This window comes from Kutzneria sp. CA-103260 (assembly GCF_018263855.1).
Taxonomy (GTDB): domain Bacteria; phylum Actinomycetota; class Actinomycetes; order Mycobacteriales; family Pseudonocardiaceae; genus Kutzneria.
This window is the reverse complement of sequence record NZ_CP073318.1, coordinates 781,511-797,304: the sequence shown is the minus strand read 5'-3', so window position 1 is coordinate 797,304 and position 15,794 is coordinate 781,511. Positions and strand designations below refer to the sequence as shown.

Below are 15,794 nucleotides of genomic sequence, written 5' to 3'. Positions count from 1 at the left end.
CCATGGCGCGGTGGAACGACCTGAGCCCGCACCGGCGGCGGCAGCTGGTCGCCCTCGGCTTCGTTCAGATCGTGCTGGCCCTGGCCGCCTGGCTGGATCTCGCGATCCGCCCGGCGGCCCGGGTCCGCGGCCCCAAGTGGGCGTGGACGCTGGCGATCGGCGTCAACTTCTTCGGCCCGGTGGCCTACTTCGGCTGGGGCCGCCGGCGCTCCGCACAACGCGATCTTCACGACGGTGAGGTCGGCTTTACTGATCAGTGACGGCTTGGTCACTACCTGTCCCGTCCACCCCTGCTCCACTGTGACGCGCACAACGGCGAACGAACGGAGCAGTCCGCTCCGTCCGCCGGGCGGCAGCGGGGAGCGGACACGTGTACTCCTTACGGCGCGAGCATGTGGTGGCGGCGAGCCTGGTCGGCTCGGTGGTCGTGGTCCTGGGATTCGCCTCCGGCCTCGGCCTGCACCACACCAGCACCACCGTGGCGGCGCCGCCGGTCACCACCGGCACTCCCCCGCCGCCGGCCACCGAGGCCGGCGGCGGCGTTGATCAGACCGGAGACGGGCAGCAGTCCGCGGGCTCTTCGGGCCCCGTCGACAACCCTTACGTGGCAACGACAACCTCGACACCCGCGCCCACCGTGACCGGCACGGCGGCACCCACCACCCCCACCACGACAACGCCGGGCGCCACGACGAGCACCACCGGGCCGACCTGCACGCCCGGCCTGGCGCCGTTGGTCGTCGACTCGCTCACCACTGGTGTGCAAGGACTTCCGCTGCTCGGCCCGGTGGTGTCGGGCATCGGCCTGCCGCCGCTGGTGGACACGCTGCTGGGCTCGTGCCCGACGGTCACGACGACCACCACCGCTCGGTGAACGTCGACGCGGCACGGTCCTGGTACGTGCTGGCCAGGCTCGTCGACTACCTCGGCATCGCGCTTTTCCTCGGTGGCAGTGGTTTTGTCGCCCTGCTGTGGCCGACCGGCAGCGCGGTGCGCGCCGTCCGGCGCGTGATCACCATCGGCTGGCTGCTCGGCGTCGCCGGCGCGGCCGCGACCATCGTGCTGGAGGGCGTGTGGGCCGGCGGCGGCCCGATCGGCTGGCCGCTGGTGGCGGGCGTGCTGGCCACCGACTTCGGCCGGGCGTGGCTGGCCATCGCGCTGCTGTGGCTGCTCGGCGGCGTGGTGCTGGCGGACCTGTTGCAGCGCAAGGAAACCGCTGCTCGATCGCCGGCGTGGCGGATCGGCGCGCTGGCCGTCGGGCTGGGCCTGCTGCGAGCGGTCGGCCTGACCGGGCACACGTCCGACGCCGGCACCGTGCTGGTGGAACTCGCCGACCTCGTGCACCTGCTCGGCATGGCGCTGTGGATCGGCGGTCTGGCGGTGCTGCTGTTCGGCGTGCTGCCCCGCCGGCGTCCGGACGAGCTGGCCCGGGTGGTGCCCCGCTACTCCCGGCTGGCGATGGTCAGCGTGGCCGCGGTCGTGGTGGCCGGTGTCGTGCTGGCCTGGCACTCGCTCGGGTCGGTGGATGCCTTGCTGCGCACCGACTACGGCCGGATCCTGCTGATCAAGATCGGTGTGCTGGCCGTGGTGCTGGCCGCGGCCCAGGCCAGCAAGAGCTGGGTCGGCCGGCGGCTGGACTTCGCCGTGGTGCTGCGCGGCGATGTGCGCACGGTCCGGCCGTTCATCTACTCCGTCACCGCGGAGACCGTGCTCGTGGTGTTCGTGCTGGTCGCCGCGAGCGTTCTCGTCACGGCCAGTCCCGGCCGCTGACGCCCCACCGGGAAAGGAAAACCGAAGTGGACCAACCACCCCTGCCGGCGCGCCGACGCGGCCTGCTGCTGCCCGCGCTCGCCCTGCTCGCCGTCGCCGGATCGGTCTTCGCGCTCACCTCGCTGCGCGCCGACGACCAGCGCACCACCAGCCCGGAGCCGGCCGCGCAGACCGCGACCCTGCCCGCCTCCGTCGTGGACGCGCAGAAAGCCGCCGTCGCCCAGTACTCGCCGGCCGCCGAATCCTCGGCGATCGCCGTGGACATCAAGAACTACACCTTCACTCCGGCCAGCATCACGGTGGCGCCCGGGAACACCGTGACCTGGACCAACGAGGACACCGCCCCGCACACCGTCACCGTGTCCAGCGGTCCGGTCATGTTCGCCTCGCCGACCCTGCAACAGGGTCAGACGTTCAGCTACACCTTCACCCAGGCCGGCACGTACTCGTACTACTGCGCCGTGCATCCCGACATGAAGGCCAGCGTCACCGTCCAGGGCGCCACTCCCCCGCCCACCACCACGACAACGCCGCCGCCGACGACCACCGCGCCCACGACCACGATGACCATGCCGACTTCCACGCCGGGCAGCGGTTGCGCGGTGAAGGAGGCGCTGGCCCCGTTCATCGCCCACCTCAAGGCCGCGCACCTGGAGGAGTCGCTCGGCCAGCAGGTCAGCGACGCGCTCGACCTCGACCAGTACATCAAGACCCACACCGTGCTGATCGAGAACATGCTCACCCCCATCCTCAACGGTGACGCCGACCAGACGGTCAAGGACGTGCTCACGCCGTTCCTGGCCCACCTGAAGGCGGCCCACCTCGACGAGTCGCTCGGGCAGCAGGTCAGCGACCTGCTCAACGTCGACCAGTACGTCAAGACGCACACCGTGCTCGTGGAGAACATGCTCGAGCCGGTGTTCAACCAGCTGACCTGCTGATTCCGGTCCGCAGCGGCCAGCGTCGCCCGCTGCGGTCCATCTCGTCGAAAGGACCCGTCCATGCCCGACACCGCAGTGCTGCCGGTCGGCGACGCGACGCTGCCGCCGACCGGCACGTACCGCCTCGCCGGCTGCGTCCTCGAACGGACGCCGTTTCCCCTGCTGCACCGCCGGATCCCCACCCACGGCGGTTCCCTGTCCATCGGCGACGAGACCACGCTGACGCTGACCGACCTGATCACCGCCACTGTCACCGTGGAACGGCGGCGCCGGATGCGCGTCACCGGCTGGCTCGACCTGCGCGGCCGGCGGCACACCCTTCGGCTGACGGCTCGCGTCGTGCACGTGGACGACGACGGCCTGGTGGTCGCCGCCACCGGCACGGCGGTGGCGTCCGGCCGCCGCCGGCTCCGGATCGAGACCGCGATGGAGTTCACCCGATGACCCGCAGACTCCTCTCCGTGCTGCTGGTGCTTCCCCTGCTCACGCTGCTGGCGCCGATATCGGCCGCCGCCGGTCAGGCCGTCACCATGGCCCAGTACGCCTTCGCCCCCGCCGCGCTCACCGTGCACGTCGGCGACACCATCACCTGGACCAACCAGGATCAGGCGCCGCACGACGTCACCACCACCAGCGGCCCCGTCTCGGTGCACTCGCCGACGCTGTCCACCGGCCAGTCGTGGACCTACACCTTCACCCAACCCGGCGCCTACTCCTACATCTGCTCCATCCACCCCGACATGAAGGCCCAGATCACCGTCCTCGCCCCAGCCCCGACGACGACGCGGCCCACCACCGCCGCCGCCACCACCGCGGCGCGGCGGCCGGCCACCGCGGGCGCGCCCGTCGAGGTCATCCGGCCGACCACGGCAGTCGCGCCGCCCACCACCACCGCGCCGGCTACTTCCGACTCCCCGCAGGCGATGCAGGCCATGGCCCCGACCGAACAGTCCACATTGGATCCGATGCTGCTGGTGGCCGGCCTCGTCGCCGCGGTGGCGACACTGTGCCTGCTGCTGATCGCCTCACGTCCGGCTGAGTAGCTGATGAGTTCCCGTGGCGAGCTCCCGGCACAGTTCCCGCACGCTCTCGATCCCGGTGTCCGCGTCCGGCGCGTCCAGCATCCGACGCACGATCGCCGAGCCCACGATCACGCCGTCGGCGAAACTGGCCACTTCCTTGGCCTGCTTGCCGCTCGACACGCCCAATCCCACGTACACCGGCAGCTCGGTCACCGCCCGGATCCTGGCCACCAGGTCCGATCCGCCCACGCCCGACCGCATCCCCGTCACGCCCAAGGTCGACGCCGCGTACACGAATCCGGTGCTGGCCTCGGCGATTTCCCGCACCCGCCGGTCCGTCGAGCTCGGCGCGGCGATGAACACGCTGTCCAGGCCCCGACTTCCGGCCGCCTGCCGCCACGGCTGCGAGTGCTGCACCGGCAGGTCCGGCAACACACAGCCCGCCCCGCCAGCGTCGTGGAGCCGATCCGCGAACCGCTCGATCCCGTACTGCTCAACGGGATTCCAGTACGTCATCACCAGCACCGGCACCCCGGTCCTGGCCGCAACCCGCTCGACGACCCGCAGCACGTCCTCGGTCCGGGTCCCGTTGCGCAGCGCCGCCGTGCTGGCCGCCTGGATCGCCGGCCCGTCCATCACCGGGTCGGTGTAGGGCAGTCCGATTTCCAGGACGTCGCAACCACTCTCGGCCATCGCGATCAGCGCCCGGGCGCTGTCGTCCACGGTCGGGAAGCCGGCGGTGAGATAGCCGACGAGAGTCTTCACTTCTCCCCCACCAACTCGAAGTAGCTCGCCGCCGTGTCCATGTCCTTGTCCCCACGGCCGGACAGGTTGATCAGCACCACTTCACCCAGTTCGGCCCCCAGCTTGATGGCGCCGGCCAGGGCGTGGCTGGATTCGATGGCGGGGATGATGCCCTCGGTGCGGGCGAGCAGCCGCATCGCGTCCATGGCCTCGGCGTCGGTGACCGGCACGTACTCGGCACGGCCGGCGTCCCGAAGATGTGAATGCTCGGGGCCGACGCCGGGATAGTCGAGCCCGGCGGAAATGGAGTGGGTCTCGGCGGTCTGACCGTCGACATCCTGCAGGAAGTACGAGCGGGAGCCGTGCAGCACACCGATTCGTCCACCGGCGAGGGCGGCGGCATGGCGGCCGGTCGCGACGCCGTCGCCGCCGGCCTCGCAGCCGATCAACCGGGTGGGATCGTCCAGGAACGGGTGGAAAGCGCCGATGGCGTTGGAGCCGCCGCCGACGCAGGCCAGCACGGTGTCAGGCAGCCGGCCGGTGCGGCGCAGGATCTGCTCCCGCGCCTCGACGCCGACAACCCGTTGCAGGTCACGGACAATCGTCGGGAACGGGTGCGGCCCGGCGGCGGTGCCGAACAGGTAGTGCGTGGTGTCCACATTGGCCACCCAGTCCCGGAACGCCTCGTTGGTGGCGTCCTTGAGGGTGCCGGCCCCGGTCGGCACGGCGACGACCTCGGCCCCGAGCATGCGCATGCGGGCCACGTTCAGCGCCTGTCGTTCGGTGTCGAACGTTCCCATGTAGACGGTGCATTCGATGTCCAGCAGCGCGCACGCGGTCGCGGTGGCCACACCGTGCTGGCCGGCCCCGGTCTCGGCAATGATCCGCGGTTTTCCCATGCGCTGGGCCAACAACGCCTGCCCGAGCGCGTTGTTCAGCTTGTGCGAGCCGGTGTGGTTGAGGTCCTCCCGCTTGAGGAAGACCCGCGCGCCACCGACCGCCTCGGCGAAGCGCGGGACCTCGGTCAGCGGCGTTGGCCGGCCCGCGTAGTCGGCAAGCAGGCTGTTCAGGTCCGCGGCGAAGTCCTCGTCGGTGCGGGCCTTGTCGTAGGCGGCGGCGAGCTCGTCGATGGCGGCGACCAGGGCCTCGGGCACGTACTGGCCGCCGAAGCGGCCGAAGACGCCCGTCCCGTCGCCTTCGGCGGGGTGGAAGAAGGTGTCCATATGGGGTTTGTCCTTACGGGTGAACGAAAGCGGGCCGACGATTGGTCAGCCGTGCCATCGCATCCCGCGGACCTGCCCCGGTTCGCAGCCGATGTGGTACCGCACCCGGCGGCCCTTGATCCGACGCGCGGGCGAGCGCGAGCCCCGCGGGGCCCCGCCGAAGCGCACGTCGTTCGTCACGAGGCGGAGGGTAATACGGCGACCGACAGCGACACAACCGGTCACGGGTTGCCGGGGCGGGCCGACGCGGGGATCGTGGTGCCATGGAACGGGACGGTGTCGCGCTGACCAATCTCGACCAACCCCTGTTCGACGGGGCCGACGCCACCAAGGGCGACCTGGTCGACTACCTCGACGCCGTGCACACCCGGCTGGTGCCGGTGCTCGCCGACCGGCCGCTGTCGGTGATCCGGGCGCTGCGCGACCAGCCGTCGTTCATGCAGAAGAACCTGCCGAAGTACACCCCGCCGTGGGTGCGGCGGCAGCCGATCTGGGCCGAGGCGTCCAAGCGTGAGATCTCGTACGCGCTGTGCAACGACCGGCGGACCCTGCTGTGGTTCGCCAACCAGCGGGCCGTCGAGTACCACCCCACACTGTTCCAGCTGGACCAGTGGGCCCGTCCCACCCACATGGTGCTCGACCTCGACCCGCCCGCCGGCGATTCGTTCGGTCTCGTCGTGCGGGCCGCCCACCTCATCCGCCAGGCCCTCACCGACTGCGGGCTCAGCGGCGCTGTGAAGACCAGTGGCTCCAAGGGGGTGCACATCTTCGTGCCAGTCGACTCTTCGGCTGGCGGCGAGGATGTCGCCGCCGCCACCCGGGCCGTCGCCGCCCGCGCCGAACGCCTCGATCCCCAGCTCGCCACCACCGCCTTCATCGTCGAGGACCGACACGGCAAGGTCTTCCTCGACTCCACCCGGGCTGGCGGCGCCACCGTCGCCGCCACCTACAGTCCCCGCCTGCGCCCCGGCGTGCCGGTGTCGTTCCCCGTCTCCTGGGACGCCCTCGACGACGTCACCCCCGCCGACTTCACCATCCGCACCGCCCCCGACCTGCTCGGCTCATCCGATCCTTGGGCCGATTCCATGCCCGCGCCCCAAACCCTGCCCGCCGATCTCATCGCCGAGGGCCACACCATCCCCGTCGCCCGCGTCCAGGCCATGCACGAGGGCAAACGCCGCGCCCGCGCCCGCCGCCCCTAACCCCCGCGAGTCCCGCTCTCCGTCACACCGAACCCCGCTTTCCGCCACATCCGAAAGCCACATGTGGACCACATTCGACTCCCAGAGCCACATGTGGACCACATGTGGCAGTAAATCGTGGCGGCGGGGGCTGCCAGGTTCGCCGCGTAGGCTTGATTCGGGGGCCTGCTCAGGCCGGCAGCACCAGGGTCAGGTAGACCATGCCCAGCACGCCGCGCCAGCCCTTGAGTCGCCACTCGCGCTGCTGGTCGGCGCGTTGCCGTACCTCCGTGTCCTCGGGATGGGCGAGCAGCCAGCGCTCCCGGGCGACGGCGTGGGCGGACTCGAACTCGTCCCACTCGTCCTGGTTGGCCTGCGACAGCCACAGCAGGCGATAACCGTGCTCCATCGCCAGATCCACGAGCTCGGCGACGGTGCCGTACTGCTCAAGCGGAACCGGCATGGCGGCCAGCTGGGCGGCGGTGGGCTCGCGTTCCCAGAAACCTTCGCCGAGCAGCAGACGGCCACCGGGGCGCAGGAAGCGGCGGCCGGCTTCGAGGGCGTTCGCGGTGTGGGTCAGGGGATCGCCGCCGAAGACCTGGGTGGAGCCGTTGACGATCAGCACGTCGGCCTTCCCCGACCACGCGCCGGCGTCGCCGACCTCCAGGGTCACCCGGTCGGTGAGCCCGCGTTCGGAGGCCAGCTTCCGGCCGTGGGCGATGGCCTCGGCGTCCAGGTCGACACCGTGGCCGCTGGCGCCGGCGGTGACGGTGCGTAGCAGGAGTTCGGCCCAGCCGCAGCCGAGGTCGACGACGTGCTGGCCGGCGAGCCGCCCCAGCGAGCGAACAAGCAGGTCGGCGCGGGAGGAGGACATCGGCCCGTGGAAGACCAGGTCCTCGTGCAGTGGAGGCAGCGTCACCCTCACAGCGTCCCGACGACCGCAACCGGATTTCAGCCGGTCACGACGGCGACGACGGCGCTGCCCTCGGGGAATTCGCCGGCGTCGACCCGGGTGAACACGCCGTGCAGCATCTTCGCCACGTACACCCAGTCCAGCGCGACGTCGTGCCGTTCCCGGAAATCGGCGACAAACGTGTCCAACTCGGGGGTGCGTTTCGCGTAACCGCCGAAATGGGAGCCGAAATCGATGGACCAGTTGCCGGTCTCGGCCCCGAACGCCTCGATCTGCAGCCGCCGGACGTCGTTGGCCAGGAATTCGCCGCCCTTCAACGCCGAGAACCCGAGCGCACGCTGGCCGGGCCGCAGGCCGGCGGCCAGGCCGGCCAGCGTGCCGCCAGTGCCGCAGGCGCAGCACAGCACGTCGAAATCGGGGGCGATCTCGGCCGGCAGCTCCATGCAACCCCGTAACGCCAACGTGTTCGTGCCGCCCTCGGGCAGCAGGTAGAAGTCGCCGAACTCGGCGGCAAGCGTGTCGAGAACGTCGGGATCGGTCTTGCGACGATAGGTGGCACGGTCCATATAGGTCAGTCGCATGCCGTGCGAAACGGCCTGGGACAGCGACCCGTTGAGCGGCCGGTGTTCCTCGCCGCGAATGACGCCGATGGTCGCGAACCCGAACCGCGCGCCGGCCGCGGCGGTGGCCCGGATGTGGTTGGAGTAGGCGCCGCCGAAGGTGAGCAGCGTGTCGTGTCCCCGCTCGCGGGCGGCGATCAGGTTGTACTTGAGCTTGCGCCACTTGTTGCCCGGCAGGTCGGGGCTGATCAGGTCGTCCCGTTTGAGATAGAGGCGGACGGCCCTGGCCCGAAGCCGCTCGTCGCGCAGCTCGGTCAGCGGGGAGGGAACCTGCACGGTGCGACTCTACGACCACCCGCTCGTGTCGTCGGCAGGCGAAATGTCAGACCCCGCTGCGACGATGCTCACGTGTCGGGACGGCCCCCGCCGCCCCGCTGATCATGAGGAGCCACGCATCATGAGCGCAGCAGCACCGGGCGTGCCCGGCTGGATCGACCTCGGCTCGCCCGACCTGGACGCCACCAGATCCTTCTACACCCAGCTGTTCGGCTGGACCGCCCACACCGGCGGCCCGGAGTTCGGCGGCTACACCATCTTCAACCTCGGCGACGACCCGGTCGCCGGGGCGGGCCCGCTGTTCAGCCCGGACCAGCCGACCGTGTGGACCACCTACGTCATCACCGAGAGCGCGGACGAGACCGCGGCCAAGGTCGAGGCCAACGGCGGCAAGGTGCTGATGGCCCCCGGCGACGTCGGCGAGAACGGCCGCATGGGCATGTTCATGGACTCCGGCGGCGCGGTGTTCGCGGTGTGGCAGCCGGGCACCATGCCCGGCGCGACGGTGTTCAACACGGCGGGCGCGCTGAGCTGGAACGAGCTGCTGACCCGCGACGCGGCCGGCGCGAAGTCCTTCTACGAGGGCGTTTTCGGCTGGGGTCACGACGACAGCGACAACGGCGGCGTCACGTACACCTCGTGGATGCTGAACGACGCGCCCGTCGGCGGCATGATGCAGATGGACAGCGACAATTTCCCGGCCGAGCTGCCGGCGCACTGGATGGTGTACTTCGCCGTCGAGGACACCGACGCCACCGTGGCCAAGTGCACCGAGCTCGGCGGCTCGGTCGCGGTGCCGCCGACCGACATCCCGCAGGGCCGGTTCGCCGTGCTCATGGACCCGCACGGCGCGGCCTTCTCGGTCATCAAGCTCACGATGTGACGGTGTGCCAGGGCGCTTCGCCCCGGCTGCGGACGGCGCTCACCGCCGCGACCAGTCCGATCAGGACGATCGCGGCGGCCAGCGCCCACGCCGCGCGGGTGAGCAGCACCAGCGTCGCCCCGACGAGCGCGCCCAGGAACATCGCGAACACCGCCAGCGCCCGCCGGGCCGCCGCGACCCGGCCCTGACGTCGACTGTCCGCGGCGAACCCGGACAGCGTCGACGTGAGCACCGTGGTCGTCAGGTCCGGCACCGCCAGCCGCCGGGCCGTCGAGTTCTGCAGGCCCATCGCGATCGCCAGCAACGCGGCCTGCGCCGTCGTCGAGGCGTCGCCGACGGTCAGCAACGAGAGGAGGAACGCCACTGTCGCCAACCCCAACTCAACAAGCGCGACGTTGCGCAGCAACCGACCCCGGTGCGTGTGCCGCCGGGCCAGCCGGCCGCTGAGGAACGCGCCGGCCAGAAAGCCCAGCAACGCCAGCACCGACGCCGCCAGCGCGAAGTCCGGCACCCCGGCCAGCGCGAACGCCACGAACACGACGTTGCCCGTCATGTTGGCGACGAACACCCGGCCGAGGGCCAGCACACTCACCGCGTCCACCACACCGGTCGCCACCGTCAGCAGGATCAGCAGCACCGGCAACGGCCCATGCTTGTCGCCGCGGGCGAGTTCGTTCCACACGCGCTGGGGCACCCGCCGATCCTGGCAGACGACTACGCGGGACCGCCGTACAGCAGCACCGTGCCACCGGCCGTGCTCGCCGTGATGCCGCACTGGATCTTGTGGCTCGCCAGGTCGGCGGTGACCGCCAGCGTCGGTGTGGTCGTGCCGTCGACCGGCAGGTACAGCTCGAAGCCGTCGGGCTCGACCTTGTTCTGGTACCAGGCGTAGTCGACCTTGTCCGGCGTGCCGGCCGTCCACTTCGGCGACTGGCAGGTCAGCGTCGAGCCGGCGGCCTTCGTCCCGGCGATCGTCGGCTCCGCCGCCGGCATCGGGGCCAGTGTCGGATGCGGCTGGGTGGCGAACGGCCGCAACGCCGCGGCGTCGGCGAAGCCGTCCGCGTAGCCGTCCTGGCCGCACTGCTTGCCGAGGACCTCGCCGGCGAAGCTGACGATGCCGACCAGTCGTGGCCCGTAGGCGGTCCGCTCCACCAGCGGCCCGCCGCTGTCGCCCGAGCACACCGTGGTCGTGGCCCGCGTGCACAGCACCGACGGGGCATCGACCATGCCGGGCATCGCCGCCTGGCACGCCTGGTCGTCGATGACCTTGAGGTCGCCGCGCTGGAGCACGTCGCCGATCGACGCCTGCGGGTTGGCCGGGTCGACCGGCTTGATCAGGCCGTGCCCGTACACGCTGACCGCGGCCCCGATCTTGGGCGCCTCGGTCGCCACCGGCAGCACCGGCACACCGTGCACCGGCTGGGCCAGCTGGATCACCGCGATGTCGTTGGCCACGCTGGACCGCTCGAAGTCGCCCGGCGCGTCCGGCGACGAGATCAGCCGGTAGCCGGGGTCGATGGACCAGCCCTTGAACGGCAGCACGCGGCCCGGATCGGCGGACAGCGTCGCCGCGCCCAGGTGCAGCTCCAGGTGCGTCGGGTCGACGTGGTCCAGGCAGTGGCCGGCGGTCGCCACCCGGTCCGGGGCGATCAGCGCCCCGCCGCACTCCTCGCGCTGCGGCAGCGGCCCGTCGCCCTTCACCGCGATGGTCACCATCCACGGCGCCGCCACCGGATCGGGCGTCGGCTGGCCGCCGTACACCGCGAACGCCGGCGCGGCCGCCACCGTGCTCGCCGCCGCGGCGACGACCAGCACGGTCAGGGTCTTGCGTATCAAGGGAAACCTCCTAGCGTCGGACCGCTCCGAGGCTAGGAATGGGCCGTGTGCGCGGACATCGGACCGTGGTGGGCCCGCTCCTACGCCTTTCGGCTAGTCCGGCGGTGAGGGGGCGGCCAGCGCGTGCCGGACGGTCGGCTCGCCCTCGGCCAGGCGGCGGGCCCGCTCCAGCACGTCGTGGTCGGCGCCGGTGTAGCGGGAGTGGTGCTGGGCGAGGTGCTCCGACCAGGAGGGCACCTGGAACGTCTCCAGGAACAGGGCCGGGTCGGCGATGTCGCGGTGCAGGCCCCAGCTGGTCGCGCCGGTGCGCCGGCGGGAGCGTTCGACCACGGTCATGGCCTGGGTGAAGTCGTCCACGTTCTCGTCGGGCACCCGGTACTCGATCTGCACCAGCACCGGCCCGTCGGTCGGCCGGAGTTCTAAAACCAGCGAGGGGTCGGCCCAGCTGGCGGCGACCGAGCGGTCCAGGTTGCCGCCGTCGTAGAGCGGCCACCACCAGCCGGTGGCGGCGCCGAGCAGCAGCAGCCCGGCCGCGACGAACATGGTGATCGGCAGGCCCACGTAGCCGGCGACGACACCCCAGATCGCCGCGCCGAAGGCCTGGCCGCCCATGAACACGATCAGGTAGAAGGCCAGGCCGCGGGCGCGCACCCAGCCGGCCAGGGTCAGCTGCATCGCGGCGTTCAACGTCGACAGCACGCCGATCCAGGCTGCCCCGGCCAAGATCAGCGGGCCGGCCGCGACCAGGCCGTTCGGGCAGAACGGCAGCACCGCTGTGACGGCGGCGAACACCGCCCCGGAGACCATCAGCATCGCCGTGCCGCTGACGCGTTGTGCTGCTGCCGGCAGGCCCAGCGCGCCGGCGACCGCCCCGACACCGAGGGCACCGAGCATCAGGCCGTAGCCGCTGGAGTCGAGGTGCAGGACCTTGGCCGAGACCGTCGGCAGCAGCGCCCACAGCGCCGACGCCGCCGGCACGAACAGCAGTGAGCGGAACAGGATCCGCCGAATACCCGGGGCGTGCCGTAGGTAGCGCACGCCGGCCCGCACCGCCGCGACCGCGTGTTCGCGCTCGGTCTCGTTCGGCCGGGCCTGCGGGGGCCGCCGCCACAGCAGCAGCGCCAGCAGGATCACCACGAACGACACGGCGTTCAACGCGAACGTCCAGCCGACGCCGGCCAGCGACACCAGCACGCCGCCCAGCGCCGGGCCGACCGCGCGGGCGATGTTCATGTTCACCGCGCCCAGCGCCGACGCCTGCTTGAGCTGCTCACGGGGCACCAGCTCGGGCTGGATCGCCTGCCAGGCCGGGCCCACCAGCGCGCTGCCGCAGCCCAGCAGGAACGTCAGCGTCAGCAGCAGTCCCGGCGTCATGCCGCCGGTGAACGTCGCCACCGCCTGCAACGCCGCCACGACCGCCATGCCCAGCTGCGCCCACATCAGCAGGCGCTTGCGGTCGGCCAGGTCGGCCAGCACCCCAGCCGGCAGCGCGAACAGGAACACCGGCAGCGAGCCCGCCGTCTGGACCAGCGCCACCACCGTCGGCCCGTGGTCGAGCAGCAGCCACTGCGCGCCCACCGACTGCACCCAGGTGCCCATGTTCGACGCGAACTGCGCCAGCCACAGCGCTCGGAACGTTCGGGCGGCCAGCGGCGCCCAGGGGGACGTGGTGCTGCTCGGTGCGGCCAAGGTCGGCTCATTTCGCCTGCGGTCGGGGCGGGGCCACCAACCTACTGGTCGCCGCCCCCGCCCGACCGGATCACGCGCCGTCACCCCCGGCGAGTCCCGCCCACAGTCACACCGAATGCGTGAAACGGATTCATACATTTCGCTGTGACGCTGAGCGGGACTCGCCGGGGTTCAGGGGCGGTAGCCGGGGCCGGGTTCGGGGGTGACGGCGGTGGTGGTGATCTCGCCGCCGCAGTGCCGGCAGGCCAGGAACGGGTCGGCGTGGTGACCGCAGTCGTTGTGGCGCAACACGATCGGCGGCCCCGCGGGGGCGGGCAGGTAGGTGTCACCCCAGTTCATCAGGGCGACGACGGCCGGGAACAGGCCCTTGCCGGCGTCGGTGAGCCGGTACTCGTGCTTGTCCTCCTCGTAGGCGACCTTCTCCAGCAGCCCGGCCTCGACGAGCCGCTTGAGCCGGGTGGACAGGGTCGGCCGGGGAATGCCGAGGTTGCGGGCGAGCTGCCCGTACCGCCGCACGCCGAAGAAGGCCTCGCGCAGGATGAGCAGGGTCCACCGCTCTCCGACGAGCTCCAGCGCGCGGCCGACGGACTCGGCGGTGAACCGGTGCCGGAACTCCTGCTCGGCGGTCATCGGCGGCCCAGTTCCGCGAGCAACCGGGCGCCGCAGGGGTCCTCCGCGGTGGGCGGGACGATGCCGACGTGGTCGGCGCCGGCGGCGTGGAACTCGGCGATGCGGGCCAGCACCTCGGTCTTGGAGCCGACAGCGCCGACGGCCGCGATGAGCGAGGTGGGGATGTCGGCGGCGAGGGTCTTGCGTGGCTCGCCGGCCCGGGCACGCTCCACGAGCGAGGAGTAGCCGAGGGCACTGAACATCTCGCCATAGCCGGGTGGACTCAGGTAGACGGCGGTCTGGGCGGCGGCCTGGCGCAGAGTCGCGGGACCGGGTTCCAGAGCGGCGAGAATCCAGACGGCGAGCCGGGGCGGGGTGCGGCCGACAGCGGCGGCATGGGCGTCCACGGTTCGACGCACGGAGGCGACGTGCTCGGGCGACACGAGGTTGAGCACGACCTCGTCGGCCACCTCGGCGGCCACCCGGGTCATGGCCGGACCGAACGCGGCGACGGTGATGGGCAGCCCGGGCAGCGGCCGTCGCAGCCGGAATCCCTTGCTACGGATATGTTCGCCGGCGAAGTCGGCCCGACCACCGTCCAGAATGGACCGAAGGACGCCGACGGCCTCCCGCATCCGGCCGGCGGCGTGCTGCCAGGGACGATCGTGCCAGCCGCTGACGATGAACGGGCTGGAGCCGCCGAGTCCAATGCCGGCGATCGGCCGTGCGAGGTCGGCGACGGACGAAGCGCCGAGGGCCACGGACACCGGCGTGCGAACGGAAATCGGCAGCGGACCGATGCGCAGGCCGATCCGCTCGGTGCGCAGACCCACTGCGGTGGCCAGGGAAAAGGCGTCGTAGGTGGCCATCTCGCCGAGCCACATGGTGCCGAAACCGTTGCGCTCAGCCTCAAGCGCGATGCCGACGACCTCGGTGTCCGGACGGTCCAGCCAGTACGGCGCGACGACGCCGATGTCGTTCACAGCTGGGCCGTCTCGGTCGGCAGGCCCAGCAGCAGGCGGCCGGTCAGCTCGAAAGTGGCCGGGTTGACCTGGAAGTGCGCGGTGGCGGTGTGCGCGTCCCGGAAACGGCGCTGTAGTGGGGAATCCTCGTAGATGGCGGAGCCGCCACCCAGGTCGTACACGGCACCGACGACCTCGGCGGCGGTGCGCACGGCGTGCGTGCAGGCCAGCCGCAGCGAGGTCCGCAGCTCGACGGACACGGGCTCGTCCAACGCGGCTGCGGCCCAGGCGTCGTCGATGGCTTGGTAGTACAGGCCTCGCGCGGCCCGCAACGACGCCTCGGCGGCGGCGAAGGCGCTCTGCGTGGCCGACCGCTCGGCGGTGCTGCGGCTGGATCCGGACGGCTTGCGCACGGTCGCCAGCTCGGTGAACTCGGTCATCGCGCCACGGGCGTTGCCCAGCGCGGCGGCGGCGATCGAGGCGGCGAAGAAGCCGAACAACGGGAACCGTTGCAGCGTGCGGGATCCGGGCGGTGGGCCGTCGAGCACGGAGAAGACGCGGTGATCCGGGACGAAGACATCCCTGGCGACGCAGTCGGTGCTGCCGGTGCCACGCAGGCCGGACGTCTTCCACGTGTCCAGGACTTCCAGCTCCGACACCGGGAACGCGGCGGTGCGGATCCGGCCGTCCTGGACGAAGCCGAAGAAGATCCAGTCGGAGTGGCGGACGCCGCTGCAGAACGACCACCGGCCGCTGACCCGCACGCCGCCGTCGACCGCCTCGCCCTTGGCCCGCGGGGCCCACACGCCCGCGGCCACCGAGCCGGGGTCGCCGAACACCTCCCGCCCGCCTTCGGCCGGCAGGTACGCGCCGAGCAGGCTGCTGGTCGCGGCGATGGACACGCACCAGCCGGCCGACGCGTCGCCCTCGGCGATGGTCTCGGCCGTCTCCAGGATCTCGTGGGCGGTCGGCTCGGCCCCGCCGAGGTCGGCGGTCAGCCCGATGCGCAGCAGGTCCTGGGCCCGCAGCTCGGCGACGAGGCCGGGGGCCAGCTGCCGGCCCCGCTCGGTCTCCTCGGCCAGGCCCCGCGCGACGGCGGCGACCTTCCGGGCAGTCGACAGCATG

General features: G+C 71.8%; 19 protein-coding genes. 8 read left to right on the top strand and 11 right to left on the bottom strand.

The annotated features are described in order from the left end of the window. Positions 1-2: 2 nt before the first annotated feature. The 6 genes from JJ691_RS03420 (at position 3) to JJ691_RS03395 (ending at position 3,754) form a co-directional block, all read left to right on the top strand. Positions 3-260 (top strand): PLDc N-terminal domain-containing protein, encoded by a 258-nt coding sequence (locus JJ691_RS03420; RefSeq protein WP_211767338.1) that lies wholly within the window; start codon positions 3-5, stop codon positions 258-260. Positions 261-370: 110 nt separating this feature from the next. Further along, on the top strand, positions 371-874 hold the full coding sequence (locus JJ691_RS03415; protein ID WP_211767337.1) for a hypothetical protein: 504 nt from the start codon (positions 371-373) through the stop codon (positions 872-874). Continuing rightward, on the top strand, positions 838-1,770 hold the full coding sequence (locus tag JJ691_RS03410; protein WP_249227654.1) for a copper resistance D family protein: 933 nt from the start codon (positions 838-840) through the stop codon (positions 1,768-1,770). Before JJ691_RS03415 ends, JJ691_RS03410 begins: the two co-directional genes overlap by 37 nt. A gap of 26 nt (positions 1,771-1,796) precedes the next feature. Then, the gene (locus JJ691_RS03405; RefSeq protein ID WP_249227653.1) at positions 1,797-2,711 is read left to right on the top strand and encodes a cupredoxin domain-containing protein; all 915 of its coding nucleotides are present in this window, start codon (positions 1,797-1,799) and stop codon (positions 2,709-2,711) included. A 60-nt stretch (positions 2,712-2,771) separates the two neighbouring features. Next, entirely contained in the window at positions 2,772-3,155 is a 384-nt protein-coding gene (locus JJ691_RS03400; RefSeq protein ID WP_211767336.1) for a hypothetical protein, read from the top strand. Continuing rightward, positions 3,152-3,754, top strand: a complete 603-nt coding sequence (locus JJ691_RS03395) for a cupredoxin domain-containing protein (protein ID WP_211767335.1) — start codon at positions 3,152-3,154, stop codon at positions 3,752-3,754. The genes JJ691_RS03400 and JJ691_RS03395 overlap by 4 nt, the downstream gene beginning before the upstream one ends. Here the strand turns inward: JJ691_RS03395 and trpA are convergent. Genes trpA through trpM form a run of 3 tightly spaced genes read right to left on the bottom strand, consistent with a single transcriptional unit; the run spans position 3,737 to position 5,880 of the window. Next, the gene (trpA, locus tag JJ691_RS03390) at positions 3,737-4,498 is read right to left on the bottom strand and encodes a tryptophan synthase subunit alpha (RefSeq protein ID WP_211767334.1); all 762 of its coding nucleotides are present in this window, start codon (positions 4,496-4,498) and stop codon (positions 3,737-3,739) included. The two genes, JJ691_RS03395 and trpA, sit on opposite strands and share 18 nt — an antisense overlap. Next, on the bottom strand, positions 4,495-5,700 hold the full coding sequence (trpB, locus tag JJ691_RS03385; RefSeq protein WP_211767333.1) for a tryptophan synthase subunit beta: 1,206 nt from the start codon (positions 5,698-5,700) through the stop codon (positions 4,495-4,497). Before trpB ends, trpA begins: the two co-directional genes overlap by 4 nt. 45 nt (positions 5,701-5,745) lie before the next feature. Then, positions 5,746-5,880 carry a tryptophan biosynthesis modulator TrpM gene (gene trpM, locus JJ691_RS52885; protein ID WP_256449361.1) on the bottom strand — a complete coding sequence of 45 codons (135 nt, stop codon included), beginning with the start codon at positions 5,878-5,880 and terminating at the stop codon, positions 5,746-5,748. An 83-nt stretch (positions 5,881-5,963) separates the two neighbouring features. On the opposite strand from trpM, the gene JJ691_RS03380 reads away from it, so the two are divergent. Next, positions 5,964-6,902, top strand: coding sequence for a DNA polymerase domain-containing protein (locus tag JJ691_RS03380; RefSeq protein WP_211767332.1), 939 nt, complete (start codon positions 5,964-5,966; stop codon positions 6,900-6,902). A 169-nt stretch (positions 6,903-7,071) separates the two neighbouring features. Here JJ691_RS03380 and JJ691_RS03375 read toward each other — a convergent pair whose 3' ends face one another. Then, positions 7,072-7,800, bottom strand: a complete 729-nt coding sequence (locus tag JJ691_RS03375; RefSeq protein WP_211767331.1) for an SAM-dependent methyltransferase — start codon at positions 7,798-7,800, stop codon at positions 7,072-7,074. 32 nt (positions 7,801-7,832) lie between these two features. Continuing rightward, positions 7,833-8,690, bottom strand: coding sequence for a 1-aminocyclopropane-1-carboxylate deaminase/D-cysteine desulfhydrase (locus tag JJ691_RS03370; protein WP_211767330.1), 858 nt, complete (start codon positions 8,688-8,690; stop codon positions 7,833-7,835). 121 nt (positions 8,691-8,811) lie between these two features. Between JJ691_RS03370 and JJ691_RS03365 the strand changes: the two genes are divergently transcribed. After that, positions 8,812-9,573 carry a VOC family protein gene (locus JJ691_RS03365; protein ID WP_211767329.1) on the top strand — a complete coding sequence of 254 codons (762 nt, stop codon included), beginning with the start codon at positions 8,812-8,814 and terminating at the stop codon, positions 9,571-9,573. On the opposite strand, the gene JJ691_RS03360 is transcribed toward JJ691_RS03365, so the two are convergent. The 6 genes from JJ691_RS03360 to JJ691_RS03335 all read right to left on the bottom strand — a co-directional run bounded on the left by JJ691_RS03360 (position 9,563) and on the right by JJ691_RS03335 (position 15,793). Then, positions 9,563-10,267, bottom strand: a complete 705-nt coding sequence (locus JJ691_RS03360) for a YoaK family protein (RefSeq protein ID WP_249227652.1) — start codon at positions 10,265-10,267, stop codon at positions 9,563-9,565. The two genes, JJ691_RS03365 and JJ691_RS03360, sit on opposite strands and share 11 nt — an antisense overlap. Positions 10,268-10,287: 20 nt before the next feature. Beyond that, positions 10,288-11,409, bottom strand: coding sequence for a S1 family peptidase (locus tag JJ691_RS03355; protein ID WP_211767328.1), 1,122 nt, complete (start codon positions 11,407-11,409; stop codon positions 10,288-10,290). 93 nt (positions 11,410-11,502) lie between these two features. Next, positions 11,503-13,098 (bottom strand): MFS transporter, encoded by a 1,596-nt coding sequence (locus JJ691_RS03350; protein WP_211767327.1) that lies wholly within the window; start codon positions 13,096-13,098, stop codon positions 11,503-11,505. Positions 13,099-13,269: 171 nt separating this feature from the next. Continuing rightward, a complete protein-coding gene (locus tag JJ691_RS03345; RefSeq protein ID WP_211767326.1) occupies positions 13,270-13,728 on the bottom strand; it encodes a winged helix-turn-helix transcriptional regulator in 459 nt (152 codons plus the stop codon). Further along, positions 13,725-14,690 (bottom strand): LLM class F420-dependent oxidoreductase, encoded by a 966-nt coding sequence (locus JJ691_RS03340; RefSeq protein ID WP_211767325.1) that lies wholly within the window; start codon positions 14,688-14,690, stop codon positions 13,725-13,727. The genes JJ691_RS03345 and JJ691_RS03340 overlap by 4 nt, the downstream gene beginning before the upstream one ends. After that, a complete protein-coding gene (locus tag JJ691_RS03335; protein ID WP_211767324.1) occupies positions 14,687-15,793 on the bottom strand; it encodes an acyl-CoA dehydrogenase family protein in 1,107 nt (368 codons plus the stop codon). The genes JJ691_RS03340 and JJ691_RS03335 overlap by 4 nt, the downstream gene beginning before the upstream one ends. Position 15,794 lies beyond the last annotated feature (1 nt).